Raw genomic sequence first — 23,509 nt, forward strand, 5'->3', positions numbered from 1 at the left:
TTCCGTTAGTCGGCAGCCGCCTCGGCGTCACCGCCGATACGGCGGGACTGGAGGGTGGACACCTTGATATTGCGGCGGGCTGCGACCGAACGCGGCGAATCCTGATGCTTCAGCGCGTCGAAGGTTGCGCGAACCATGTTGTAGGGGTTCGACGAGCCGATCGACTTCGCGACCACGTCCTGGACGCCGAGCGTCTCGAACACGGCGCGCATCGGACCGCCGGCGATGATGCCGGTACCGGCCGGGGCTGCACGCAGGTAGACACGGCCCGCGCCGTGACGGCCCGCGATGTCGTGATGCAGCGTACGGCCCTCGCGCAGCGAGACGCGGGTCAGGTTGCGCTTGGCGGACTCGGTCGCCTTGCGGATCGCCTCGGGCACTTCGCGCGCCTTGCCGTGACCGAAGCCGGCGCGGCCCTTCTGGTCGCCGATCACGACGAGCGCTGCGAAACCGAAGCGCTTGCCGCCCTTGACGACCTTGGCCACGCGATTGATGTGGACGAGCTTGTCGACGAACTCGCTGTCGCGCTCCTCGCGCTCCCTGCGTTCACGTCCGCCGCCGCGTTGATCGCGTCCACCACGTTGTTCGCGTTCAGCTGCCATGGTTTTTCCAATCCTTCAGAGGCTTGCGCCTCAATCCTCAAATTCCGTTAGAAGCTCAGCCCGCTCTCACGCGCCGCGTCGGCAAGAGCCTTGACGCGCCCGTGATAGAGATAGCTGCCGCGATCGAACACGACTTCCTTGACACCCTTCTCGGCGGCGCGCTCGGCCAGCAGCTTGCCGACCGCCTTCGCCGCATCGATGTCGGCGCCGGTCTTGCCGCCGTCGCGCATCGACTTCTCGAGCGACGAGGCAGAGGCCAGCGTCTCGCCCTTCAGGTCGTCGATGACCTGGGCGTAGATGTGCTTGGACGAGCGGAACACCGACAGGCGCGGACGGCCGCCACCGGAGCGGCGCAGCTTCAGCCGCACACTCCGCTTCCGCCGGGCATTCGTAACCTTAGCTTTCGACATGACCGGCTCCGTTACTTCTTCTTGCCTTCCTTGCGGAAGATGAATTCGCCAACATACTTCACACCCTTGCCCTTGTAGGGCTCCGGCGGACGATAGGAGCGAATCTCGGCGGCGACCTGGCCGACACGCTGGATGTCGCTGCCGGTCACCGTGATCTCGGTCGGCTTCGGCACGGTGATCGTGATCCCTTCCGGGATCGCGTAGACCACGTCGTGGCTGTAGCCGAGCGCCAGCTGCAGGTTCTTGCCCTGCATCGCGGCGCGGTAACCCACGCCGGTGATTTCGAGCTTCTTCTCGAAGCCCTTGGTGACGCCTTCGACCAGATTCGCGACCTGGGCGCGAGCGGTACCGTACAGGGCCCGCGCGCGGTTGGTCTCGAGCCGCGGCTTGACCTTGATCTGGCCGCTCTCGAGCTTCACCTCGACGTCGTCATGGACGACGAACTGAAGCTGGCCCTTCGGCCCCTTCATCTTGACGGTCTGCCCATCGACGGTCGCGGTAACACCCGACGGAACCGCCACAGGCCTTTTGCCAACACGTGACATGGATCAAAAATCCTTCTCAGAACACCGTGAAGAGGACTTCACCGCCCACATTCGCGTCGCGCGCGCTGTGGTCGGCCATGATCCCCTTCGGCGTCGACAACACCGAAATGCCGAGCCCGTTGTTGACCCGCGGCAGGTTCTTCACCGAGGCGTAAACGCGGCGCCCGGGCTTGGAGACTCGTTCGATCTCGCGGATGACGGGCTCGCCGTCGAAATACTTCAGCTCGATCTCGATCTCGCTGCGGCCCGAGGAGTGCTCGAGCGTGGCGTAACCGCGGATGTAGCCCTCGGACTTGAGGACCTCCAGCACGTTCTCGCGCATCTTCGAACCAGGCGTGGACACCTTGCTCTTGGAGCGCATCTGCGCGTTGCGGATGCGGGTGATCAGATCGCTGATTGGATCGTGCGTAGACATCTAAACGACCCTCCTTACCAGCTGGACTTCACGAGGCCCGGGACCATGCCCTTGGAGCCAAGGTCGCGCAGCGCGATACGGGACAGCTTGTTCTTGCGATAGTTCGAGCGCGGGCGGCCCGACAGCTCGCAACGCAGACGGACGCGGGTCGCCGACGAATTGCGCGGCATTTCCGCAAGCTTCAGGGTCGCGGCGAACCGCTCCTCCATCGGCAGCGTCTTGTCGGCGATGATCGCCTTCAACCGCTCGCGCTTCGGGGCGGCGTTCTTCACCATCCGCTTGCGCCGGTTGTTCTTCTCGACTGAACTCTTCTTTGCCATGCTTGGCTCCTGGGTATCCGCGTTTGAGAGGCTTTAGGTCAGCGTCTCACTGCCGGAACGGGAAATTGAAAGCGGTCAACAAGGCCCTCGCCTCTTCGTCGGTCTTGGCCGTGGTGCAGACGGTGATGTCCATACCGCGGGCTTCCGTGACCTTGTCGAAGTCGATCTCGGGAAAAATGATGTGCTCCTTGATGCCGAGCGAGTAGTTGCCGCGGCCGTCAAAGCTCTTCGGGTTCAGGCCGCGGAAGTCGCGGACGCGCGGCAGCGCGACCGTCACCAGGCGATCGATGAACTCGTACATGCGGGCCTTGCGCAGCGTGACCTTGCAGCCGATCGGCTGGTTTTCACGCAGCTTGAAGGTCGCGATCGCGATACGCGAATAGGTCACGATCGCCTTCTGGCCGGCGATCTGGGTCAGCTCGGCAGCGGCGGTCTCGGCCTTCTTGCGGTCGTTGACGGAATCGCCAACGCCCATGTTCAGCACGACCTTGTCCAGGCGCGGAACCTGCATCACGTTCTCATAACCGAACTTCTCGGTCATCGCCGTGCGGATCTTCGCGTCGTATTCCGCGCGCAGGCGCGGCGTGTAAGCGGCCTCAGCCATCGATCTCAGCTCCCGAGCTCTTGGCGATGCGGACCTTCTTGCCGTCCGCCAAAATCTTGAATCCGACGCGGGTCGGCTTTCCGTCCTTGCCGACATACGCGATGTTGGACAGTTGGATCGGCGACTCCTTCGAGATGATGCCGCCCTCCTGGGCCTGCGTCTGCTTTTGGTGACGCTTGACCATGTTGATGCCGCGCACGAGCGCCGTGCCGGCGGCGGGACGCACCTCGAACACTTCGCCGGTGCGGCCCTTGTCGCGACCGGTCAGCACGACGACCTTGTCGCCCTTGCGGATCTTGGCAGCCATCACAGCACCTCCGGCGCGAGCGAGATGATCTTCATGTGGTTCTTGGCGCGCAGCTCGCGCGGCACGGGCCCGAAGATACGGGTGCCGACCGGCTCGGACTGATTGTTGATCAGGACGGCGGCGTTGCGGTCGAAGCGGATGACCGAACCGTCGGCGCGGCGAATGTCCTTGCGGACGCGCACCACAACGGCCTTCATCACGTCGCCCTTCTTCACCTTGCCACGCGGAATCGCTTCCTTGATCGAGACGACGATGATGTCGCCGATCGTGGCGTAGCGGCGCTTGGAGCCCCCGAGCACCTTGATACACATGACACGGCGTGCGCCAGAATTGTCGGCCACGTCGAGGTTGGTCTGCATCTGAATCATTGATGCACCTCGTCCTCTTTCTCTTTGCGCCAGCCCAGCCGGCGCTCAACATTTCCCTGAAGTCAGTCGGCTAAAGCCAACAGATCAGGCGCTTTTCTTGTGTTCGCCCCGGATCACGACCCAGCGCTTCAACTTCGAAATCGGCTTCGATTCCTCGATCCACACCATGTCGCCCGGCTTGAACTCGTTGCTCTCGTCGTGCGCGTGATAGTTCTTCGAACGGCGGATCGTCTTCTTGTAGATCGGGTGCGTGAAGCGGCGGTCAACGCGCACCACGATGGTCTTGGCTTGCTTGTTGCTGACGACCACGCCCTGCAAAGTACGTTTCGGCATCTTCGTAAGCCTCTTACTTCTTCTTCGCGCGCGTCTGCGCGGCGACGGTCTTGATCCGGGCGATGTCACGGCGAGCCTCGCGCAGGCGCGAGGTGTTCTCGAGCTGCCCGGTGGCGCGCTGGAAGCGCAGGTTGAAGCGCTCCTTCTTCAGGTTCAGGATGGCGTCATCCTGCTGGTCGGGGCTCATCGCGCGGATGTCTTCGATCTTCATCTGTGCCATGGCCATTACTCCGCAATGCGCTCGACGAAGCGCGTCTTGATCGGCAGCTTGGCGGCCGCCAGGGTCAGCGCCTCACGCGCCGTCTGGGTGTTGACGCCGTCGATCTCGAACAGCACCCGGCCCGGCTTGACGCGCGCGACCCACAATTCCGGCGAACCCTTGCCGGAGCCCATGCGGACTTCGGCCGGCTTCTTCGACACCGGAACGTCGGGGAACACGCGGATCCAGACGCGGCCGGCACGCTTCATGTGGCGGGTCAGCGCGCGGCGAGCGGCTTCGATCTGGCGCGCGGTGACGCGCTCAGGCTCGGTCGCCTTCAGGCCGAACTGGCCGAAGGCCAACGTCGCGCCCGAAGACGCAACGCCGTGGATGCGGCCCTTGTGCGCCTTCCGGAACTTCGTTTTCTTAGGTTGCATCATGGCTTTAAGCCCTCAAATTCCTGTGCTGGCTCAGGCCGCAGCCGTATCGCGGCGCTGACGGCCACCACGATCACCGCTACCACCCGTCTCGCCTTCGGCCATTCTCTTGTCCTGGGCCATCGGATCGTGCTCGAGGATCTCGCCCTTGAAGATCCAGACCTTGACACCGCAGGTGCCGAAGGTCGTGAACGCGGTCGCAACGCCGTAGTCGATATCGGCGCGCAGCGTGTGCAGCGGCACGCGACCTTCGCGGTACCACTCCATGCGCGCGATTTCCGCACCACCCAGACGACCCGAGCAGTTGATGCGGATGCCTTCCGCGCCGAGACGCATCGCCGACTGCACGGCGCGCTTCATGGCACGGCGGAACGCCACGCGGCGCTCCAGCTGCTGCGCGATCGACTCGGCCACCAGCGTCGCATCGAGCTCCGGCTTGCGGATCTCGACGATGTTGATGACGACGTCGGACGAGGTGATGTCCGCGACCTTCTTGCGCAGCTTGTCGATGTCGGCGCCCTTCTTGCCGATCACCACGCCCGGACGAGCCGAGTGGATGGTGACGCGGCACTTCTTGTGCGGACGCTCGATCACGATGCGGGCGACGGCCGCCTGCTTGAGCTCCTTGTGCAGGATCTCACGGATCTTGACGTCCTCGTGCAGCAGCTTGCCGTATTCCTGCTTGCCGGCGAACCAGCGGGAATCCCAGGTCCGGTTGATGCCGAGACGCAGACCGATCGGATTGATCTTTTGACCCATCGTGTGCTCCTGCGTCCCTTAGGCCGCTGCTTCGGCTTCGACCTGACGAACGATGATCGTCAGCTGCGAAAATGGTTTGTAGACACGGCCCGAGCGGCCACGGCCGCGGGCGGCAAAGCGCTTCATCACGAGGCCGTTGCCGACGAAGGCCTGCGCCACGACGAGATCGTCGACGTCGAGGTCGTGATTGTTCTCGGCATTGGCGATAGCCGATTCCAGGCACTTCTTCACGTCGACCGCGATCCGCTTGCGCGAAAACTGCAGATCGGCGAGCGCAGCAGCCGCCTTCCGGCCGCGAATGAGCTGGGCGACCAGGTTGAGCTTCTGCGGGCTCACCCGCAGCATCCGGGCGACCGCCTTGGCCTCGTTCTCGGCGAGGCTCCGTTCGCGCTTAGGTTTGCTCATCGTTTAATCCTCAAGCCTTCTTGGCTTTCTTGTCGCCGGAGTGGCCATGGAAGGTCCGGGTCGGCGAGAACTCGCCGAACTTGTGACCGACCATTTCCTCGTTGACGGCAACCGGTACGTGCTTCTGACCGTTGTAGACGCCGAAGGTCAGGCCGACGAACTGCGGCAGGATCGTCGAGCGACGGCTCCAGATCTTGATGACGTCGTGACGGCCGGACGCGCGGGCGGCATCTGCCTTCTTGAGCAGAGAACCCTCGACGAACGGGCCTTTCCAGACTGAACGAACCATGTCCGGCGTTCCTTACTTCTTCCGCTTGTGGCGGCTTAGGAGAATGAATTTGTTGGTCGACTTGTTGCTGCGGGTCTTCTTGCCCTTGGTCGGCTTGCCCCACGGAGTGACCGGGTGGCGACCGCCCGAGGTACGACCTTCACCACCGCCGTGCGGATGGTCGATCGGGTTCATCGAAACACCGCGGTTATGCGGCTTGCGGCCCAGCCAACGGTTGCGGCCGGCCTTGCCGATCGAGGTGTTCATGTGATCCGGGTTCGACACCGCGCCGATCGTGCCGCGGCAACGGCCGTGCACCAGGCGCTGCTCGCCCGAGTTCAGGCGGATGATCACGTAGTCGTGGTCGCGGCCGACGAGCTGGGCGTAGGTGCCGGCGGAACGAGCGAGCTGGCCGCCCTTCCCGATCTTGACCTCGATGTTGTGGATGATCGTGCCGACCGGCATGTTGCCGAGCGGCATGACGTTGCCCGGCTTCACGTCGACATAGTTGCCGGCAACCACGGAATCACCGACGGCAAGGCGCTGCGGCGCCAGGATATAGGCCTGGGTGCCGTCTTCGTACTTGACCAGCGCGATGAACGCGGTGCGGTTCGGATCGTATTCCAGCCGCTCGACCGTCGCGGGCGCATCGACCTTGTCGCGCTTGAAGTCGACGATGCGCAGCGTCTGCTTGTGACCGCCGCCGCGGAAGCGCACGGTGATGCGACCGGTGTTGTTGCGACCGCCCGAGGAGTGCTTGCCTTCGGTGAGCGCCTTGACCGGCTTGCCCTTGTAGAGGGCCGAACGATCGACCATGACCAGCTGGCGCTGGCCCGGCGTCGTGGGATTGAACTTTTTCAGTGCCATCGTCGTACGACCTTACAGACCGGTGGTCACGTCGATCCGGTGGCCCTCTTCGAGGGTCACGATCGCGCGCTTGCTGTTCGACTGCGAGCCGAGATTGCCGCGGAAGATCTTGGTCTTGCCCTTGCGGACCAGCGTGTTGACGCTCTTGACCTTGACGTCGAACAGCTTCTCGATCGCTTCCTTGATCTGCGGCTTGGTCGCCTTCGCGGCCACCTTGAACAGGACCTTGTTGTGCTCCGAGGCGATCGTCGCCTTTTCGGTCACGACCGGCGACAAGATCACGTCGTAGTGGCGAGGCTCGATGTTCTTCGTCATTTGAAGCGCGCCTCCAGCGCATCGATGGCGGCCTTGGTCAGAACGAGCTTCTGACGGCGCAGGATGTCATAGACGTTGATGCCCTGGATCGGCAGCACGTCCATGTTCGGGATGTTGCGGGCCGCAGCGGCAAAGCCGTTGTTGAGCTCGGCGCCGTCGATGATCAGCGCGTTGGTCAAGCCGAGGCCCGAGAAGTGGCCGAGCAGCGCCTTGGTCTTCGCGGCTTCCAGCGCGGCCTTGTCGATCACCACCAGATCGCCGTCCTTGGCCTTCGCCGACAGCGCGTGCTTGAGGGCAAGCGCGCGGACCTTCTTCGGCAGGTCGGTCGCGTGCGAACGCACCACCGGACCGAAGGCACGGCCACCGCCGCGGAACTGCGGCACGCGGGCCGAGCCGTGACGAGCACCGCCGGTGCCCTTCTGCTTGTACATCTTCTTGCCGGTGCGCCAGATCTCGGCGCGGCCCTTGGCCTTGTGAGTGCCGGCCTGACGCTTGTTGAGCTGCCACTGCACGCAACGCGCAATGATGTCCTGGCGCGGCTCGAGGCCGAAAATGGCGTCGGAAAGCTGGACCGAGCCGGCTTCCTTGCCTTCGAGGGTCGTGACCTTCAATTCCATCTCACGCCTCCTGCGCAGCCGGAGCGGCGTCCGCTTCGCCAGCAACCTTGAACTTGCCGGGCTTCGGAGCTTCCTTCGGCAGCGGCTTCTTGACGGCGTCGCGCACACGGATCCAGCCGCCCTTGGAGCCGGGAACGGCGCCTTCGACGAGGATCAGGCCGCGCTCGACATCGAGCTGAACGACTCGAAGGTTGAGCGTGGTGATGCGGTCGACACCCATGTGGCCGGGCATCTTCTTGTTCTTCCAGGTCTTGCCGGGGTCCTGACGGCCACCGGTCGAACCGATCGAGCGGTGCGAGATCGACACACCGTGGGTGGCGCGCAGACCGCCGAAGTTCCAGCGCTTCATACCGCCGGCGAAGCCCTTACCGACCGAGGTGCCGGTGACGTCGACGAACTGGCCGACGACGAAGTGGTCGGCGAGGATCTCGGCGCCAACGGGGATCATGGCATCCGCGGAGACGCGGAATTCCTCGACCTGCCGCTTCGGCTCGACCTTGGCGACCGCGAACTGGCCGCGCTCTGCCTTGGGCATGTACACGGTCTTACGGCTGCCAGAACCAAGCTGGAGCGCGACGTAACCGTTCTTATCTTCAGTGCGGTGGCCTACGACCTGGCAATTGCCGAGCTTCAGCACGGTCACGGGGATATGTTCGCCGGCCTCTGTAAAGACCCGCGTCATCCCGACCTTTTGTGCGATCACTCCGGAGCGCATCGGCGTGCTTCCTGTTCTTTCTGTCCGCTAGTCGCGAACGTGATCCAAAAATCTTAGAGCTTGATCTCGACGTCGACACCGGCGGCCAGGTCGAGCTTCATCAAAGCATCGACGGTCTGCGGGGTCGGATCGACAATATCGAGCAGGCGCTTGTGGGTGCGCATCTCGAACTGCTCGCGGCTCTTCTTGTCGACGTGCGGCGAACGGTTGACGGTGAACTTCTCGATGCGGGTGGGCAGCGGAATGGGTCCGCGGACCTGCGCGCCGGTGCGCTTCGCCGTGTTCACGATCTCGCGGGTCGACGTATCGAGGATACGATGGTCGAACGCCTTGAGACGGATACGAATGTTTTGGCCGTTCATTGCCGTGCTTTCTCTAGTGAGTGGCGAGTAGCGAGTAGCGAATAGAATTCCCTATTCGCCACTCACCATTCCCTATTCGCTTGTTACTCGATGATCGAGGCGACGACGCCGGCGCCGACGGTGCGGCCGCCTTCGCGGATCGCGAAGCGGAGCTTCTCTTCCATCGCGATCGGCACGATCAGGTGCACTTCCATCGCGATGTTGTCGCCCGGCATCACCATCTCGGTGCCTTCCGGCAGATGCACGACACCGGTCACGTCGGTGGTGCGGAAGTAGAACTGCGGACGGTAGTTGGTGAAGAACGGGGTGTGGCGGCCGCCCTCTTCCTTGGTGAGGATGTAGGCCTCAGCCTTGAACTTGGTGTGCGGCTTGACCGAACCCGGCTTGCACAGCACCTGGCCGCGCTCGACGTCCTCGCGCTTGGTGCCGCGGAGCAGCGCGCCGATGTTGTCGCCGGCCTGGCCCTGATCGAGCAGCTTGCGGAACATTTCGACGCCCGTGACCGTGGTCTTCTGCGTGGCGCGCAGACCGACGATCTCGATTTCCTCGCCGACCTTGACGATGCCGCGCTCGACACGGCCGGTCACGACGGTGCCGCGGCCCGAGATCGAGAACACGTCTTCAACCGGCATCAGGAACGGCTGGTCGACCGGACGCTCCGGCTGCGGGATGTACGAGTCGACGTTCTTCATCAGCTCAAGGATGGCCTCGTGGCCGAGCTTCTTGTCGGAATCTTCGAGAGCGGCGAGCGCCGAGCCCTTGATGATCGGGATCTTGTCGCCCGGGAAGTCGTACTTCGAGAGCAGCTCGCGGACTTCGAGCTCGACGAGCTCAAGGAGCTCCGGATCGTCGACCATGTCGCACTTGTTGAGGAACACGACGAGCGCGGGCACGCCGACCTGGCGGGCGAGCAGGATGTGCTCGCGGGTCTGCGGCATCGGGCCGTCAGCGGCCGACACGACCAGGATCGCACCGTCCATCTGGGCGGCGCCGGTGATCATGTTCTTCACATAGTCGGCGTGGCCGGGGCAGTCGACGTGGGCGTAGTGGCGGTTCTGCGTCTCATACTCGACGTGCGCGGTCGAGATGGTGATGCCGCGCGCCTTCTCTTCCGGCGCCTTGTCGATCTGGTCGTACGCGGTGAACGTCGCACCGCCGGTCTCGGCGAGGATCTTGGTGATCGCCGCGGTCAGCGACGTTTTGCCATGGTCGACGTGACCGATGGTGCCGATGTTGCAGTGCGGCTTGTTACGTTCAAACTTTGCTTTGGCCATTTGACTCTCCGTTCAATCGTCAGCTCTGGACCGACGACAATCAGGCAAACTTCTTTTGGACTTCTGCCGACACGTTGGCCGGCGCTTCTGCGTAGTGGTCGAACTGCATGGTGAAGGTCGCGCGACCCTGGCTCATCGAGCGCAGGTTGTTCACGTACCCGAACATGTTCATGAGCGGCACCATCGCGTTGATGACGTTGGCGTTGCCGCGCATGTCCTGACCCTGGATCTGACCGCGCCGGGAATTCAGGTCGCCGATGACCGAGCCGGTGTAGTCTTCCGGGGTCACCACTTCGACCTTCATGATCGGCTCGAGCAGGACGGACTTGCCTTTCTGCAGCGCTTCGCGGAATGCCGCGCGCGATGCGATTTCGAAGGCGAGCGCCGACGAGTCGACGTCGTGGTACTTGCCGTCGACGAGCTGAACCTTGACGTCGACCACGGGGAAGCCCGCGACGACACCAGAGCTCATCACGCTGTTGAGGCCCTTTTCGACGCCGGGGATGTATTCCTTCGGAACCGCACCGCCGACGATCTTGGACTCGAACTCGTAGCCCTTGCCGGGCTCGTTCGGCTCGACCACGATCGACACTTCCGCGAACTGACCGGTACCGCCGGTCTGCTTCTTGTGGGTGTACTTGACCTCGGCCTTCTTGGTGACGCGCTCACGGAACGCAACCTGCGGCGCGCCGATGTTGGCGTCGACCTTGTAGGTACGCTTGAGGATGTCGACCTTGATGTCGAGATGGAGTTCGCCCATGCCCTTGAGGATGGTCTGGCCGGACTCCTGGTCGGTCGACACGCGGAAGGACGGATCCTCCGCGGCGAGCTTCGCCAGCGCCACGCCCAGCTTTTCCTGGTCGGCCTTGGACTTCGGCTCGATCGCGATCTCGATGACCGGCTCGGGGAATTCCATCTTCTCCAGGATCACCTGCTTGTCGGGATCGCACAGCGTGTCACCGGTGCGCGCTTCCTTCAGGCCGGCCAGCGCGACGATGTCGCCGGCATAGGCTTCCTTGATGTCCTCGCGGTTGTTCGCATGCATCAGCAGCATGCGCCCGATGCGCTCCTTCTTCTCGCGCGTCGAGTTCACGACACCGGTGCCACTCTGCAGGACGCCGGAGTAGATGCGGCAGAAGGTGATGGTGCCGACGAACGGGTCGTCCATGATCTTGAACGCGAGCAGCGCGAGCGGCTCCTTGTCGTCCGCCTTGCGCACGACCTCGTTGCCGCGGTCATCGGTGCCCTTGATCGCGGGCACGTCGATCGGCGACGGCAGATAGTCGACGACGGCGTCGAGCAGCGGCTGCACACCCTTGTTCTTGAAGGCCGAGCCGCACAGCACGGGATAGAACGCGCCGGTCAGCACCGCCTTGCGGATCAGCCGCTTCAGCGTCTCTTCGTCCGGCTCCTTGCCGTCGAGGAAGGCAGCCAATGCGTCGTCGTCGAGCTCGACGGCGGCTTCCACCATCTTCTCGCGGTATTCCTTGGCCTGCTCGACCATATCTTCCGGGATGTCGACATAGTCGAACTTCGCACCGAGCGATTCATCGTTCCAGATGATGCCCTGCATCTTCACGAGGTCGACGAGACCCTTGAAGTTGTTCTCGGCACCAATCGGAAGCTGGATCGCGATCGGCTTGGCGCCGAGGCGGTCAACGATGTCGGCCAGACACTTGAAGAAGTCGGCACCGGTCTTGTCCATCTTGTTGGCGAAGACGATGCGCGGAACCTTGTACTTGTCGCCCTGGCGCCAGACGGTCTCGGTCTGGGGCTCGACGCCCTGGTTCGAGTCGAGCACGCAGACGGCGCCATCGAGCACGCGCAGCGAACGCTCGACTTCAATGGTGAAGTCGACGTGGCCGGGGGTGTCGATGATGTTCAGGCGCTTGCCGGCCCAGAACGCGGTGGTGGCAGCCGAGGTGATCGTGATGCCACGCTCCTGCTCCTGCTCCATCCAGTCCATCGTCGCGGCACCTTCGTGCACTTCGCCGATCTTGTGGCTCTTGCCGGTGTAATAGAGGATGCGCTCGGTGGTCGTGGTCTTGCCGGCATCGATATGCGCCATGATACCGAAATTGCGGTAGTTCTCTATGGCATGAACGCGAGGCATGGGCTGTTCCTTAGATTCCGTGTTTCGCCGTTACCAGCGATAGTGCGAGAAGGCGCGGTTGGCTTCCGCCATCCGGTGCACGTCTTCGCGCTTCTTGACGGCGTTGCCGCGGTTGTTCGATGCATCCAGAAGCTCAGCCGAGAGCCGCTCGGTCATCGTCTTCTCGTTGCGCTCCCGCGCGGCCGAGATCAGCCAGCGGATGCCCAGCGCCTGCCGGCGAGTCGAACGAACCTCGACCGGAACCTGGTAGGTCGCGCCGCCGACGCGGCGGGAGCGAACCTCGATCGTCGGCATGACATTCTCGAGTGCCTGCTCGAACACGCCGAGCGGGCTCTGCTTGGTCTTGGCTTCGATGATACCGAACGCACCGTAGACGATGCCTTCGGCGACCGACTTCTTGCCGGCGTACATCACCGAGTTCATGAACTTCGTGACGATGATGTTCCCGAACTTCGGATCCGGGAGAACTTCGCGCTTTTCCGCTGAGTGGCGACGAGACATTGAGCTGGTTCCCGCTTACTTCGGACGCTTGGCGCCGTACTTCGAACGACGCTGCTTACGGTTCTTGACGCCCTGGGTATCCAGAACGCCGCGGAGGATGTGGTAGCGCACGCCGGGCAAGTCCTTGACGCGGCCGCCGCGGATCATGACCACCGAGTGCTCCTGGAGGTTATGACCTTCGCCGGGGATGTAGCCGATCACCTCGAAGCCGTTGGTTAGGCGCACCTTGGCGACCTTACGAAGCGCCGAGTTCGGCTTCTTCGGGGTCGTGGTGTAGACGCGGGTGCAAACACCACGCTTCTGCGGCGACTGCTGCAGCGCCGGCACCTTCTTGCGCGACTTCTGCACTTCACGCGGTTGAGCGATCAGCTGGTTGATCGTCGGCATCCTGGCCTTACCCTTTGTTCTGCCGCGGCCCCTTCCGGGTCCGCTTTCTTGGCGCGGCCCGTTGCCGGAGCCGCAATTCTTTTCGGGCCACCCGCCCGACGAGGCCGCCTCGCACGGAACAATCCGCACAAAGCGAAATTGCGCCAACCGCTCCATCACCGAGCGGAAAGCGTTACGACGCCACAGAGGACCGCAGTTTCAGGCCATTCAGCACAAAGCTGCGGCCCGCGCACCGAGGTCATGCATCCGAATTCGATCTCAAGAGAACGAGCTCAAGAGACCTAAAATCGCACTGGCATTGCCTAGCTATGATCGACAGCGTTTGAGCGGCATTCGTCGAGGTTGGTGCCCGTCTTAGCGATCCCTGAGGATCCGATCCCTGGAGATCAACGGGTGGCCCGTTCCGACGCTGGCGACGCTCACCGCCTGTCGTTAAGTGAGGCGCTTTCTATAAGTGAGAGTCGGCCAAGTCAAGGTGAAACGACAGTCAGAAAACGCTTCTGCCACCTGACGAAATCGCTGTTTGCCCGCACTCACTGCGCCTTCCGGATATGGGTACCGGACGCCTGTTCCGCCAGCCCAAAAGTAATTTATATCCGGGCAAAATGTACTTTTATAACCGTTGCTAAGGCTTTTTTTCCTGCTGATGCGTCAATCTGCCACCTGCGGCAGAGATTTGCACCATGCGGTACACCGACATTGCCATTATCGGCGGGGGATTGTCCGGCTCGACCGCCGCCGCAATGCTCGGCCGCGCCGGCATTTCGACGGTGTTGATCGACCCGCATGAGAGCTATCCGGCGGACTTTCGAGTCGAAAAACTCAGTGGTCACGTCCAAGTCGAGCGATTCCTGAAGACCGGGATCGGAGAATCGGTGCTGCGCCGCGCGACCTTTGCCGGCGAAAACTGGATCGCCCGCTTCGGCCGTTTGCTCGACAAGGCGCCGAGTCGGCAGTTCAACATCCTCTACGATTCCCTCGTCAACGGCCTGAACGTCGGCCTGCGCCACCAGCTCGGCATCGCGCGAAAGGTCATCAGCGCCTGCCATTCGATCTCGATCGGGTTCGACGTGGTGCCGGCGGGGCGGAATTCGTTCGACTTCCCGGCACTGACCTATTTCTCGGAACGCCCGAGCGACCGAATCCCCTACATCACGCTGTTTCCGACCGGTCCGCGGATGCGCGCCAATCTGTTCGTCTATCGCGGCCTCGACGACCCATGGCTGCGCGAGCTGCGCCGCGCGCCAGCCGAGACGCTGAACGCCGCCCTGCCCCGGCTCAAGCGCATCACAGGCGCCTTCGACATCGCCGGCGAGATCAAGATCCGTCCGGTCGACCTCTATGTGAACGACGCAAGCGGCCAGCCCGGCCTCGTGCTGGTGGGCGATGCGTTCTCGACCTCCTGCCCCGCCGCCGGCACCGGCTGCGACAAGGTCTTCACCGACGTCGAGCGGCTCTGCAACGTCCATATCCCGGATTGGCTCGCCTCCGACGGGATGGACGGGGCCAAGATAGCCAGCTTCTACGCCGATCCGGTCAAGCGGGCCTGCGACGAATGGTCGGCGGCGAAGGCGTTCGAGTTCCGCTCAGTCTCGACCGCGACGAGCCCCTACTGGACGGCGCAGCGCTGGGCGCGCTTCATCGCTTGGTCAGTTCAAGGCTTGCTGCGGCCGCTCGGAGGAGCAATTCATCTGGAGCCGAACTTCCTCGGTCACGCCTCCTCATCATCCTCGTCCTCATCATCCTCGTCGAGGTCGTCTTCATCGTCATCGTCGCTGTCGTCATCGGCCTGAGCCACAGCGCCATGCGGCTGGTGGATCTGGTCGTTCCACAGCTTGCGATAGGTGCCGTTCCTGGCGAGCAGCTCGGCATGCGAGCCGCGCTCGATCGCCCTGCCCCCTGAGATCACGATGATCTCGTCCATCTCGACCACGGAGGTCAGGCGATGGGTCGACCAGATCATGGTGCGCCCCTTCGCGACCTTCAGCAGCGTACGGTTGATCGCGGCCTCGGTGGTCTGGTCGAGCGCCGAGGTGGCTTCGTCCAGCAGCAGCACGGAAGGGTTACGGATGACGGCGCGGGCGATCGCGATGCGCTGGCGCTGACCGCCCGACAACGTATCGCCGCGCTCGCCGACCGGCGTGTCGTAGCGCTGCGGCAGGCTCATGATGTAGCGGTGGATCTCGGCCTTCTTGGCGGCGTCCTCCACCTCCTCGTCGGTCGCCCCTTCCTTGCCGAGCCGGATGTTCTCGCGAATCGACATGTTGAACAGCATGTTCTCCTGGAACACCACCGCCATGCTCCGGCGCAGCGAATCCAGCGTCACCTTGCGGACGTCGACGCCGTCGATGGCGACGCGCCCCTCGTTGGGCACGTACAGCCGCAGGATCAAATTGAGCAGCGTGCTCTTGCCGGAGCCCGAGGGGCCGACGATGGCGATGCGCTTGCCGGCGTTGAGCTTGAGGCTGAGATTGTCCAGCACCGGCGTCTGGCTGCCTTCGTACTGGAACGTCACGTGGTCGAAGGTGATGTCGTTGGTGATGCGCGGCAGATCGGGCGCGCCGGGACGATCGGCGCCGCGCGTCGGCTCGTCCAGCAGCTCCTGCATGTGGCGGATCGCAGCGGCCGAGGAGATCGACACCGGGATGAAATGCATCACGTGGGCGATGTTGTAGGAGACCTCCCAGAACGCGCTCTCGAAGGTGACGAAGGTGCCGATGGTGATCTGGCCCTTGGTCGCGAGATACGCGCCGATCGCGAGCACGACGAGGTGCAGCAGCAGCACCGAAATGGTGACCGTCCGCTCCACCATGGTCGACAGGAACGCAGCCGAAGCGATCTTGCGGCGGGTCTCGTCATTGCGGAAGGTGAAGAAGCCGAACATCTTGCGCTGCAGGCTGAACGCCTTGATCACGGCCTGCGCGGCCACGTTCTCCTGCACCATGCCGAGCAGCGCGCTCTCGTTCTGCTTCTGCTCGTAATTGGCCTGCACCGCCTTCGGGGTGAGGATGCGCGGCCCGATCAGCGTGATCGGGAACACCAGCAGCGCGACCGCGGCGAGCTGCCAGTTCAGGAACACCATCAGGATGATGCCGGCGATCAATTCCAGGAACGGCAGCGCTGCACTGTTGGCGAAGGTCTTGACCGAGCCCTCGAAGGCCGAAAGGTCGACGGAAAAGCGCGACAGGATCTCGCCGCGCTTGGTGCGGCCGAAATAGGCCGCCGGCAGGTCCTGGACGTGCTCGAACAGGCGCTTGCGGACGTCGGAGATGATGCAGGCAGCCAGCCTGGCGTCCCAGCGCTCGTACCAGACCGCCACGATCGAGGTGAAGATGCCGGCGACCGCAAGCACGCCGAGGATCTTGTAGAGCGCCTGGAAATCCTCCTCGCCGAGCGCGTCGTCGATCAGGTACTTCAGGCTGAGCGGCATGATGACGTTGAACAGCGTCTCGACGCAGACGCCGAACGCCACGAATGACAGCATCCGCTTGTAGTTGGACAGGAAGGGCTTGACGAAACCCAGGATGGTCGCGAGCGCGCCTGCGGCCTCGCGCGCGGTAAAGACGACGAGCTCCTCGTCCTCATCGTCGTCGTCGAGCTCCAGCTCGTCATCCTCCTCGTCTTCGTCGTCCTCGTCGTATTCGAGGTCCGGCTTGACGGGGACAAGCTTGTCGTCGAGGTCGGCCGCCTCTTCCGTGGCGAGTTTCTGTTTGTCGGGCGGGAGGGGCTTGGACGCCATAAAACCAACCGATGCTGACGGCCGGCATGACCGCGGAGAAAGCAGGAAATAGCGGCAACCGCTATCGCACCGATTCTATGCGATCATGACGAATTCGGCAAAGCAATTGGCTAGGCCGGTCCGATCCTGTCTCTAGTCGTCGTCCTCGTCCTCGACCTTGTCGAAGAAGGAATAACGCAGGCTGTCGGCGTCGGCGTACCACTGGCCCGGGCCCTTGTTGGCGGCAAGCGTCGCCTCCCAAAGCGCATCGGTGCAGTCCTTGCGATGCATCGACAGGTCGAAGCCGTTGCCGAAGAACAGCTCGGACCATTCCCACCAGGTGCCGAGCTTCTTGACGCCGCGCAGCAGGTCGTAGCGGTCGATCACCACCGAAGCCATGTCCGAGGTGATCGAGCCGAACACGAGGCCGGTCTTGACCACGCGGTTCAGTTCACGGATCGCGCGGACCACCTGCTTCGGGGAAACATGGCAGAGGCTCGTCTCGAACACGAAGTCGAAGGCGCCGTCCTTGAACGGCATGTCGGTGATCGAGCCGAGCTTGTTGTACTTCTTCAGCGCCTTCGGCGTCCTGGCGTGGATGGCGCGGTTGTTCTCGATGCCGAAGGCGCTGATGCCGCGATCGCGCAGCGCACCCACCAGTTCGCCGCTGGCCGAGCCCGCGACCAGCAGCTTGGCGCCCTTGGCCTTGCCCCAGACGATGCCGATCAGCCTGGTGAGATAATCGGGATCGGTGAAGTGGCTCCAGGCTTCGCTGTAGGGACCGAGGCCGCGATAATTCTCGAAATAGTCGCGATCGATTCTGTCCGAGACCGGCTCGCCCTCCTCCTGTGTGCGCTCGCGGCGCAGGCGCATCATCTCGGTCAGGATGATGTCGGTCGCCGCGTCCGAGGAGTCGAGCAGACCGTTCAGCGTGGAGTCGAACAGATAATCGCCGACCACCACGATGCCGGGATGCTCCTTCGGCTCCGGCCGGTGATTGGTCATGACGTCGCGCACGGGCAGACCGCCGGGGATGGCGTTCACCGACGACAGCCAGCGGTGGATCTTGCCTTCCACGAAATGCGAACGCGCATCGCCGAGCGAGGCGGGCAGCGATTTCAATGCGGCGTCGATCAGCTCCTGATCCGACAGATTGGCGAAGGCCAGCGCGTCGGAGCCGGGAATCAGCCAGTTCAGCACGCCGTGCTTGCCGACGTCGTGGCGCGCGCCCTCGTTGTAGACGCAGCAGCCGCCGAAGGCTTCCGACATGAACCAGGCGCCGGAAATCTTCTCGCCCCAGAACGGCGCGTCGAACAGGATCGAGACGCGCAGATAGTGCGCGGGACGATCGAAATACGAGACATGCTTGACCATCGACTTGCGGAGCTGCTCGCCTTCCCAGCCCATGGTCGCGAGCCACGAATGCGGCAGGCAGACCAGCACGAGATCGAAGTCGCGCGTCTCCGGCCCCTTGCCGTTCATCATCTTGAGCTGGTAGCGGCCGGTCGGCGCCTTGCCGACGGTGAGCACGCGGTGATTGAGCTGGATGTCGGCGTTGACCTCCGACTGCAGGCACTCGATCAGTTGCTCGTTGCCGTTCTGGATGGAATAGAGGCCGATATAGCCGTCGACGTCCATCAGGTAGTTCTTGAGCGCGTTGAGCCCGTTGGTGTTGTGGCTTTCGGTCGCGATGTCGGAGCGCGCCATCACCTTGAAGAAGCGCTTTGCGGTTTCGTCCTCGACCTCCTCGTCGAGCACCTGCTCGGCGGTCTTGTAGGCCCAGGGATTCTCGTTGTCGTGCGCGCCGACGCCCTCGTAATATTCGATCGGCGACATCGCCTCGGCGCAGCGCTTGCGGAACGCCTCGATCGCCGCCGCAGTCTTGGCGCCGTATTTGCGGCGCATGCCTGCGACGTCGTTGAGGAGCTCGCCGCCGAACTGCACCTGCTCGGCGTCCATCGGTATGGTCTGAAGTCCGAAATGCTGGATCAGCTCGCGCAGTGGATCGGGACCCGTCATCGAGTAGTCGTAGATCTCGGCAACGCCGGCCTCGTACATCGCCGGCGCGGAATCGAATTTGCGCGTGACGATCTTGCCGCCGAGCCGGTCGGAGGCCTCGTAGATGGTGATGCGGCAGAGATCGCCGAGCTTACGCTTCAGGTACCAGGCGCTCATCAGCCCGCCGGGGCCGCCGCCTACGATTGCGAGATCAAGCATATGAGTTCCGTGGTCTCCGGCCCTGCCCCCGTCACGGGACCACCGGTCTAAGTTCCCTTAGCAGAAGCGCTTTTGCGGCTGAAGGAAAGATGAACAAAGGTTGATCCTGCACCGCAACAGGCAAACAAAGCAGCAAAAAGGCCGGCTTGCGCCGGCCTTTTCATTGTCCTCGGTATTCCTACGGATGAACGATTATTCCGCAGGAGGCAGCGCAGGAAGCTCCGCTTCCGGCGCGGGCGACACGACGGCCGCCTGCTTCTCGCGCTCGTCCAGGATCAGCTTGTCGCGCTTCATCGCGACTTCGCGGATCTTGGCCATGGAGGCGCCGGTGCCCGCCGGGATCAGCCGGCCGACGATGACGTTCTCCTTGAGGCCTTCGAGCGGATCGACCTTGCCGTTGACCGCCGCTTCCGTGAGGACGCGGGTGGTCTCCTGGAACGAGGCCGCCGAGAAGAAGGAGCGGGTCTGAAGGCTCGCCTTGGTGATGCCGAGCAGAACCGGCGTTCCCGTAGCGATCTTCTTGCCCTCTTCCTTCGCCTTCTCGTTGAGCGCGTCGAACTCGATCTTGTCGACCTGCTCGCCGGAGATCATGTCCGTGTCGCCCTGGTCGGTGACTTCCACCTTCTGGAGCATCTGACGGACAATCACCTCGATGTGCTTGTCGTTGATGAGCACGCCCTGGAGCCGGTAGACCTCCTGGATCTCGTTGACCAGATAGGCCGCGAGCTCCTCGATGCCCTTGACCGCCAGGATGTCGTGCGGCGCCGGGTTGCCTTCCACGATGAAGTCGCCCTTTTCGACGACGTCGCCGTCCTGAAGGTGGATGTGCTTGCCCTTCGGGATCAGGTACTCACGTGCCTCGTCGGTCTTGTCCATCGGCTCGATCGAGATGCGACGCTTGTTCTTGTAGTCGCGCCCGAACCGGATGGTGCCCGCGATTTCGGCGATGATCGCCGCATCCTTCGGACGCCGTGCCTCGAACAGTTCCGCCACCCGCGGCAGACCGCCGGTGATGTCACGCGTCTTGGCGCTTTCGGTCGAGACACGGGCGAGGATGTCGCCCGGATTGACCTTGGCTCCGACGTCGACCGAGAGAATCGCGTCGACCGACAGCATGTAGCGGGCATCGCCGCCACGGGCGAGCTTGAGCACCTTGCCGTCCTTGCCCTTGACCACGATGGCCGGACGCAGGTCCGCGCCGCCGCGGGTCGAGCGCCAGTCGATGACCACGCGCTTGGCGATACCGGTGGCCTCGTCGAGCGTTTCCGAGATCGACTGCCCCTCGACCAGATCCTCGAAGCCGATGGTACCTTCGACTTCGGTGAGCAGCGGACGGGTGTAGGGATCCCACTCGACGATGCGCTGACCGCGCTTGACGGTGTCGCCCTCGTCGACATGCAGGCGCGAACCGTACTGGATACGGTGCGTCGCACGCTCGGTGCCGTCGGCATCGACGATCGCGATCACCATGTTGCGGACCATCGCGACCAGGTGACCTTCGCTGTTGCGGGCGATGGCCTTGTTCCGGATCACGATCTTGCCGTCGAAGTTGGATTCGACGAACGACTGCTCGTTGAGCTGCGCCGCACCACCGATGTGGAAGGTGCGCATGGTCAGCTGGGTGCCGGGCTCGCCGATCGACTGCGCGGCGATGACGCCGACGGCTTCACCGTGGTTGACCGGCGTGCCGCGGGCGAGGTCGCGGCCATAGCACATGCCGCAGATGCCGTTGACGAGCTCGCAGGTCAGTGCCGAGCGGATCTTCACCTCCTGCACGCCACCCTGGTGGATGGCGTCCAGATGGCTCTCTTCCATCAGCGTACCGCGCTTGATGATCACCTTGCCCGAGCTGTCACGCACGTCTTCGCAGGCCGTACGGCCGAGGATGCGCGAGCCGAGCGAGGCAACCACGGTGCCGGCATCGACGATGGCGCGCATCTTGATGCCGAGCTTGGTGCCGCAGTCGTTCTGCGTGATGATGCAGTCCTGCGCCACGTCGACGAGACGACGGGTCAGGTAGCCCGAGTTCGCGGTCTTCAACGCGGTGTCCGCGAGGCCCTTACGGGCGCCGTGGGTCGAGTTGAAGTACTCGAGCACCGAGAGGCCTTCCTTGAAGTTCGAGATGATCGGCGTCTCGATGATCTCACCCGACGGCTTGGCCATCAGGCCGCGCATGCCGGCGAGCTGGCGCATCTGGGCCGGCGAACCGCGGGCACCCGAGTGAGCCATCATGTAGATCGAGTTGATGTCGGCATCCGCCCCGCTCGCCGTCTTCTTGGTCGAGGAGATCTCCTTCATCATCGCCTTGGCGATTTCTTCCGTGGCCTTCGACCAGGCGTCGACGACCTTGTTGTACTTCTCGCCATGGGTGATCAGACCGTCGTTGTACTGCTGCTCGAAATCCTTCGCCAGCGTACGGGTGGTGTCGACGATCTTCCACTTGGAGTTCGGCACGACCATGTCGTCCTTGCCGAACGAGATGCCGGCCTTGAACGCGTTGTAGAAGCCGAGCGCCATGATGCGGTCGCAGAAGATCACAGTCTCCTTCTGGCCGCAGTGACGGTAGACCTGGTCGATCACGCCCGAGATTTCGCGCTTGGTCATCAGCTTGTTGATGATCTCGTACGAAATCCGCGGGTTCTTCGGCAGCAGGTTGCCGAGCATGACGCGACCCGCGGTGGTCTCGATCCAGCGCGTCGAGACCTTGCCGGTCTCGTCCATGCCCTGCCACCGATACTTGATCTTGGTGTGGAGGTGGATGACCTTCGCGTGCAGCGCGTGCTCGAGCTCGGCCATGTCGCCGAAGATCTTGCCCTCGCCGGGCAGACCTTCGCGCATGATCGAGACGTAGTAGAGACCGAGCACGATGTCCTGCGACGGCACGATGATCGGCTGGCCGTTCGCCGGATGCAGGATGTTGTTGGTCGACATCATCAGGACGCGCGCTTCCAGCTGCGCTTCGAGCGACAGCGGAACGTGCACGGCCATCTGGTCGCCGTCGAAGTCGGCGTTGAACGCGGCGCAGACCAGCGGATGCAGCTGGATCGCCTTGCCCTCGATCAGCACGGGCTCGAACGCCTGAATGCCGAGACGATGCAGCGTCGGTGCGCGGTTGAGCAGCACCGGATGCTCGCGGATGACCTCGTCCAGGATGTCCCAGACCTCGGGCCGCTCCTTCTCGACCAGCTTCTTCGCCTGCTTCACGGTGGTGGACAGGCCCTTGGCGTCAAGCCGCGAGTAGATGAACGGCTTGAACAGCTCGAGCGCCATCTTCTTCGGCAGGCCGCACTGATGCAGGCGCAGCTCGGGACCGACCACGATCACCGAACGGCCCGAATAGTCGACGCGCTTGCCGAGCAGGTTCTGACGGAAGCGACCCTGCTTGCCCTTGAGCATGTCGGCGAGCGACTTCAGCGGACGCTTGTTGGCACCCGTGATGACGCGGCCGCGGCGGCCGTTGTCGAACAGCGCATCGACCGCTTCCTGAAGCATGCGCTTCTCGTTGCGGATGATGATGTCGGGCGCACGCAGCTCCATCAGCCGCTTCAAGCGGTTGTTGCGGTTGATGACGCGGCGGTAGAGGTCGTTGAGGTCCGAGGTCGCGAAGCGGCCGCCGTCCAGCGGCACCAGCGGACGCAGGTCCGGCGGAATCACCGGAACCACGGTCATGATCATCCATTCCGGCTTGTTGCCGGAGTGGCGGAACGCTTCAACGATCTTCAGGCGCTTGGCGAGCTTCTTGTGCTTGATGTCGGAGTCGGTCTCCTGCATCTCGAGGCGCAAGGTGGCTTCGAGCTTCTCGAGGTCCATGCCCTTGAGCAGCTCGCGGATCGCTTCCGCGCCGATCATGGCGGTGAAGGAATCCTGGCCGTACTCGTCCTGCGCCTTCAGATACTCGTCTTCCGACAGCAGCTGACGGTCCTTGAGCGCGGTGAGACCCGGCTCGAGCACGACGTAATATTCGAAGTAGAGGATCCGCTCGAGATCCTTCAGCGTCATGTCCAGCAGGAGGCCGATGCGCGAGGGCAGCGACTTCAGGAACCAGATGTGGGCGACGGGGGCCGCGAGCTCGATATGGCCCATGCGCTCGCGCCGGACGCGCGACAGCGTGACCTCGACCGAGCACTTCTCGCAGATGATGCCCTTGTACTTCATGCGCTTGTACTTGCCGCACAAGCACTCGTAGTCCTTGATCGGCCCGAAGATGCGGGCGCAGAACAGGCCGTCGCGCTCGGGCTTGAAGGTACGGTAGTTGATGGTCTCCGGCTTCTTGATCTCGCCGTAGGACCAGGACAGAATCTTCTCAGGAGACGCGATCGAAATCCGGATCTGGTCGAAGACCTGAGCCGGAGTCGTCGGGTTGAAGAGATTCATAATTTCTTGGTTCATCGTCTTCTCCTCGCGTGCCGGTCGCCTACGGCCGCAAATTCGAAAATCACTCAATCGGGGCG

At 63.3% G+C, this 23,509-nt stretch carries 27 protein-coding genes; 1 reads left to right on the plus strand and 26 read right to left on the minus strand.

All coding sequences use genetic code 11. The annotated features are described in order from the left end of the window. Positions 1 to 5: 5 nt before the first annotated feature. From rpsE to rpsL, 23 genes are all read right to left on the minus strand, one after another. Positions 6 to 602 (minus strand): 30S ribosomal protein S5, encoded by a 597-nt coding sequence (rpsE, locus tag ACKWRH_RS27320; RefSeq protein ID WP_014494507.1) that lies wholly within the window; start codon positions 600 to 602, stop codon positions 6 to 8. Between the two features lie 47 nt (positions 603 to 649). Next, the gene (gene rplR, locus ACKWRH_RS27325) at positions 650 to 1,012 is read right to left on the minus strand and encodes a 50S ribosomal protein L18 (RefSeq protein ID WP_007603036.1); all 363 of its coding nucleotides are present in this window, start codon (positions 1,010 to 1,012) and stop codon (positions 650 to 652) included. Between the two features lie 11 nt (positions 1,013 to 1,023). Beyond that, complete coding sequence (gene rplF / locus ACKWRH_RS27330) at positions 1,024 to 1,557, minus strand: 50S ribosomal protein L6 (protein ID WP_028152982.1); 534 nt, start codon at positions 1,555 to 1,557, stop codon at positions 1,024 to 1,026. Between the two features lie 16 nt (positions 1,558 to 1,573). Continuing rightward, positions 1,574 to 1,972: a 30S ribosomal protein S8 gene (gene rpsH, locus ACKWRH_RS27335; RefSeq protein ID WP_014494505.1), complete on the minus strand. Its 399-nt coding sequence runs from the start codon at positions 1,970 to 1,972 to the stop codon at positions 1,574 to 1,576. A gap of 14 nt (positions 1,973 to 1,986) precedes the next feature. Continuing rightward, positions 1,987 to 2,292 (minus strand): 30S ribosomal protein S14, encoded by a 306-nt coding sequence (gene rpsN, locus ACKWRH_RS27340; protein ID WP_014494504.1) that lies wholly within the window; start codon positions 2,290 to 2,292, stop codon positions 1,987 to 1,989. 46 nt (positions 2,293 to 2,338) lie between these two features. Continuing rightward, positions 2,339 to 2,896, minus strand: coding sequence for a 50S ribosomal protein L5 (rplE, locus tag ACKWRH_RS27345; protein ID WP_011088141.1), 558 nt, complete (start codon positions 2,894 to 2,896; stop codon positions 2,339 to 2,341). Continuing rightward, entirely contained in the window at positions 2,889 to 3,203 is a 315-nt protein-coding gene (gene rplX, locus ACKWRH_RS27350) for a 50S ribosomal protein L24 (protein ID WP_014494502.1), read from the minus strand. Before rplX ends, rplE begins: the two co-directional genes overlap by 8 nt. Then, positions 3,203 to 3,571, minus strand: a complete 369-nt coding sequence (rplN, locus tag ACKWRH_RS27355) for a 50S ribosomal protein L14 (RefSeq protein ID WP_007603030.1) — start codon at positions 3,569 to 3,571, stop codon at positions 3,203 to 3,205. The genes rplX and rplN overlap by 1 nt, the downstream gene beginning before the upstream one ends. Positions 3,572 to 3,655: 84 nt before the next feature. After that, the gene (gene rpsQ / locus ACKWRH_RS27360; protein WP_445216049.1) at positions 3,656 to 3,904 is read right to left on the minus strand and encodes a 30S ribosomal protein S17; all 249 of its coding nucleotides are present in this window, start codon (positions 3,902 to 3,904) and stop codon (positions 3,656 to 3,658) included. 13 nt (positions 3,905 to 3,917) lie between these two features. Further along, on the minus strand, positions 3,918 to 4,124 hold the full coding sequence (rpmC, locus tag ACKWRH_RS27365; RefSeq protein ID WP_011088144.1) for a 50S ribosomal protein L29: 207 nt from the start codon (positions 4,122 to 4,124) through the stop codon (positions 3,918 to 3,920). A gap of 5 nt (positions 4,125 to 4,129) precedes the next feature. Beyond that, positions 4,130 to 4,543, minus strand: coding sequence for a 50S ribosomal protein L16 (gene rplP / locus ACKWRH_RS27370; RefSeq protein ID WP_008136349.1), 414 nt, complete (start codon positions 4,541 to 4,543; stop codon positions 4,130 to 4,132). A gap of 30 nt (positions 4,544 to 4,573) precedes the next feature. Next, positions 4,574 to 5,299 carry a 30S ribosomal protein S3 gene (gene rpsC / locus ACKWRH_RS27375; protein ID WP_014494500.1) on the minus strand — a complete coding sequence of 242 codons (726 nt, stop codon included), beginning with the start codon at positions 5,297 to 5,299 and terminating at the stop codon, positions 4,574 to 4,576. Positions 5,300 to 5,317: 18 nt separating this feature from the next. Beyond that, on the minus strand, positions 5,318 to 5,704 hold the full coding sequence (gene rplV / locus ACKWRH_RS27380) for a 50S ribosomal protein L22 (RefSeq protein ID WP_008136353.1): 387 nt from the start codon (positions 5,702 to 5,704) through the stop codon (positions 5,318 to 5,320). Positions 5,705 to 5,714: 10 nt separating this feature from the next. Further along, a complete protein-coding gene (rpsS, locus tag ACKWRH_RS27385) occupies positions 5,715 to 5,993 on the minus strand; it encodes a 30S ribosomal protein S19 (RefSeq protein ID WP_008136357.1) in 279 nt (92 codons plus the stop codon). Between the two features lie 12 nt (positions 5,994 to 6,005). Beyond that, positions 6,006 to 6,839, minus strand: a complete 834-nt coding sequence (gene rplB, locus ACKWRH_RS27390) for a 50S ribosomal protein L2 (protein ID WP_028152985.1) — start codon at positions 6,837 to 6,839, stop codon at positions 6,006 to 6,008. A gap of 12 nt (positions 6,840 to 6,851) precedes the next feature. Continuing rightward, positions 6,852 to 7,154 carry a 50S ribosomal protein L23 gene (locus ACKWRH_RS27395; protein ID WP_007603019.1) on the minus strand — a complete coding sequence of 101 codons (303 nt, stop codon included), beginning with the start codon at positions 7,152 to 7,154 and terminating at the stop codon, positions 6,852 to 6,854. Next, positions 7,151 to 7,771: a 50S ribosomal protein L4 gene (gene rplD / locus ACKWRH_RS27400; RefSeq protein WP_445216050.1), complete on the minus strand. Its 621-nt coding sequence runs from the start codon at positions 7,769 to 7,771 to the stop codon at positions 7,151 to 7,153. Before rplD ends, ACKWRH_RS27395 begins: the two co-directional genes overlap by 4 nt. Position 7,772: 1 nt before the next feature. After that, the gene (gene rplC / locus ACKWRH_RS27405; protein ID WP_445216051.1) at positions 7,773 to 8,486 is read right to left on the minus strand and encodes a 50S ribosomal protein L3; all 714 of its coding nucleotides are present in this window, start codon (positions 8,484 to 8,486) and stop codon (positions 7,773 to 7,775) included. 53 nt (positions 8,487 to 8,539) lie between these two features. After that, positions 8,540 to 8,848 (minus strand): 30S ribosomal protein S10, encoded by a 309-nt coding sequence (gene rpsJ / locus ACKWRH_RS27410; RefSeq protein WP_002712302.1) that lies wholly within the window; start codon positions 8,846 to 8,848, stop codon positions 8,540 to 8,542. Positions 8,849 to 8,931: 83 nt separating this feature from the next. Continuing rightward, positions 8,932 to 10,122: an elongation factor Tu gene (gene tuf / locus ACKWRH_RS27415; protein ID WP_014494497.1), complete on the minus strand. Its 1,191-nt coding sequence runs from the start codon at positions 10,120 to 10,122 to the stop codon at positions 8,932 to 8,934. 40 nt (positions 10,123 to 10,162) lie between these two features. Then, positions 10,163 to 12,235 carry an elongation factor G gene (gene fusA / locus ACKWRH_RS27420; protein WP_282521065.1) on the minus strand — a complete coding sequence of 691 codons (2,073 nt, stop codon included), beginning with the start codon at positions 12,233 to 12,235 and terminating at the stop codon, positions 10,163 to 10,165. Between the two features lie 30 nt (positions 12,236 to 12,265). Continuing rightward, complete coding sequence (rpsG, locus tag ACKWRH_RS27425; RefSeq protein ID WP_028152987.1) at positions 12,266 to 12,736, minus strand: 30S ribosomal protein S7; 471 nt, start codon at positions 12,734 to 12,736, stop codon at positions 12,266 to 12,268. Positions 12,737 to 12,751: 15 nt separating this feature from the next. Beyond that, entirely contained in the window at positions 12,752 to 13,123 is a 372-nt protein-coding gene (gene rpsL / locus ACKWRH_RS27430) for a 30S ribosomal protein S12 (protein WP_007603006.1), read from the minus strand. Between the two features lie 683 nt (positions 13,124 to 13,806). On the opposite strand from rpsL, the gene ACKWRH_RS27435 reads away from it, so the two are divergent. After that, complete coding sequence (locus ACKWRH_RS27435) at positions 13,807 to 14,916, plus strand: FAD-dependent oxidoreductase (RefSeq protein WP_445216052.1); 1,110 nt, start codon at positions 13,807 to 13,809, stop codon at positions 14,914 to 14,916. Here ACKWRH_RS27435 and ACKWRH_RS27440 read toward each other — a convergent pair. From ACKWRH_RS27440 to rpoC, 3 genes are all read right to left on the minus strand, one after another. Further along, entirely contained in the window at positions 14,835 to 16,862 is a 2,028-nt protein-coding gene (locus tag ACKWRH_RS27440; protein WP_445216053.1) for an ABC transporter ATP-binding protein, read from the minus strand. The genes ACKWRH_RS27435 and ACKWRH_RS27440 overlap by 82 nt on opposite strands. 132 nt (positions 16,863 to 16,994) lie before the next feature. Then, complete coding sequence (locus ACKWRH_RS27445; protein WP_445216054.1) at positions 16,995 to 19,058, minus strand: FAD-dependent oxidoreductase; 2,064 nt, start codon at positions 19,056 to 19,058, stop codon at positions 16,995 to 16,997. A gap of 192 nt (positions 19,059 to 19,250) precedes the next feature. Further along, positions 19,251 to 23,447: a DNA-directed RNA polymerase subunit beta' gene (gene rpoC / locus ACKWRH_RS27450; protein ID WP_445216055.1), complete on the minus strand. Its 4,197-nt coding sequence runs from the start codon at positions 23,445 to 23,447 to the stop codon at positions 19,251 to 19,253. Positions 23,448 to 23,509 lie beyond the last annotated feature (62 nt).

Source organism: Bradyrhizobium sp. Pa8, assembly GCF_052588265.1.

Excerpts from the sequence above, each read along its gene's own strand:
- rpsE (WP_014494507.1), bottom strand. The coding sequence starts at position 602 with ATGGCAGCTGAACGCGAACAACGTGGTGGACGCGATCAACGCGGCGGC.
- rplR (WP_007603036.1), bottom strand. The coding sequence starts at position 1,012 with ATGTCGAAAGCTAAGGTTACGAATGCCCGGCGGAAGCGGAGTGTGCGG.
- rplF (WP_028152982.1), bottom strand. The coding sequence starts at position 1,557 with ATGTCACGTGTTGGCAAAAGGCCTGTGGCGGTTCCGTCGGGTGTTACC.
- rpsH (WP_014494505.1), bottom strand. The coding sequence starts at position 1,972 with ATGTCTACGCACGATCCAATCAGCGATCTGATCACCCGCATCCGCAAC.
- rpsN (WP_014494504.1), bottom strand. The coding sequence starts at position 2,292 with ATGGCAAAGAAGAGTTCAGTCGAGAAGAACAACCGGCGCAAGCGGATG.
- rplE (WP_011088141.1), bottom strand. The coding sequence starts at position 2,896 with ATGGCTGAGGCCGCTTACACGCCGCGCCTGCGCGCGGAATACGACGCG.
- rplX (WP_014494502.1), bottom strand. The coding sequence starts at position 3,203 with ATGGCTGCCAAGATCCGCAAGGGCGACAAGGTCGTCGTGCTGACCGGT.
- rplN (WP_007603030.1), bottom strand. The coding sequence starts at position 3,571 with ATGATTCAGATGCAGACCAACCTCGACGTGGCCGACAATTCTGGCGCA.
- rpsQ (WP_445216049.1), bottom strand. The coding sequence starts at position 3,904 with ATGCCGAAACGTACTTTGCAGGGCGTGGTCGTCAGCAACAAGCAAGCC.
- rpmC (WP_011088144.1), bottom strand. The coding sequence starts at position 4,124 with ATGGCACAGATGAAGATCGAAGACATCCGCGCGATGAGCCCCGACCAG.
- rplP (WP_008136349.1), bottom strand. The coding sequence starts at position 4,543 with ATGATGCAACCTAAGAAAACGAAGTTCCGGAAGGCGCACAAGGGCCGC.
- rpsC (WP_014494500.1), bottom strand. The coding sequence starts at position 5,299 with ATGGGTCAAAAGATCAATCCGATCGGTCTGCGTCTCGGCATCAACCGG.
- rplV (WP_008136353.1), bottom strand. The coding sequence starts at position 5,704 with ATGAGCAAACCTAAGCGCGAACGGAGCCTCGCCGAGAACGAGGCCAAG.
- rpsS (WP_008136357.1), bottom strand. The coding sequence starts at position 5,993 with ATGGTTCGTTCAGTCTGGAAAGGCCCGTTCGTCGAGGGTTCTCTGCTC.
- rplB (WP_028152985.1), bottom strand. The coding sequence starts at position 6,839 with ATGGCACTGAAAAAGTTCAATCCCACGACGCCGGGCCAGCGCCAGCTG.
- ACKWRH_RS27395 (WP_007603019.1), bottom strand. The coding sequence starts at position 7,154 with ATGACGAAGAACATCGAGCCTCGCCACTACGACGTGATCTTGTCGCCG.
- rplD (WP_445216050.1), bottom strand. The coding sequence starts at position 7,771 with ATGGAATTGAAGGTCACGACCCTCGAAGGCAAGGAAGCCGGCTCGGTC.
- rplC (WP_445216051.1), bottom strand. The coding sequence starts at position 8,486 with ATGCGCTCCGGAGTGATCGCACAAAAGGTCGGGATGACGCGGGTCTTT.
- rpsJ (WP_002712302.1), bottom strand. The coding sequence starts at position 8,848 with ATGAACGGCCAAAACATTCGTATCCGTCTCAAGGCGTTCGACCATCGT.
- tuf (WP_014494497.1), bottom strand. The coding sequence starts at position 10,122 with ATGGCCAAAGCAAAGTTTGAACGTAACAAGCCGCACTGCAACATCGGC.
- fusA (WP_282521065.1), bottom strand. The coding sequence starts at position 12,235 with ATGCCTCGCGTTCATGCCATAGAGAACTACCGCAATTTCGGTATCATG.
- rpsG (WP_028152987.1), bottom strand. The coding sequence starts at position 12,736 with ATGTCTCGTCGCCACTCAGCGGAAAAGCGCGAAGTTCTCCCGGATCCG.
- rpsL (WP_007603006.1), bottom strand. The coding sequence starts at position 13,123 with ATGCCGACGATCAACCAGCTGATCGCTCAACCGCGTGAAGTGCAGAAG.
- ACKWRH_RS27435 (WP_445216052.1), top strand. The coding sequence starts at position 13,807 with ATGCGGTACACCGACATTGCCATTATCGGCGGGGGATTGTCCGGCTCG.
- ACKWRH_RS27440 (WP_445216053.1), bottom strand. The coding sequence starts at position 16,862 with ATGGCGTCCAAGCCCCTCCCGCCCGACAAACAGAAACTCGCCACGGAA.
- ACKWRH_RS27445 (WP_445216054.1), bottom strand. The coding sequence starts at position 19,058 with ATGCTTGATCTCGCAATCGTAGGCGGCGGCCCCGGCGGGCTGATGAGC.
- rpoC (WP_445216055.1), bottom strand. The coding sequence starts at position 23,447 with ATGAACCAAGAAATTATGAATCTCTTCAACCCGACGACTCCGGCTCAG.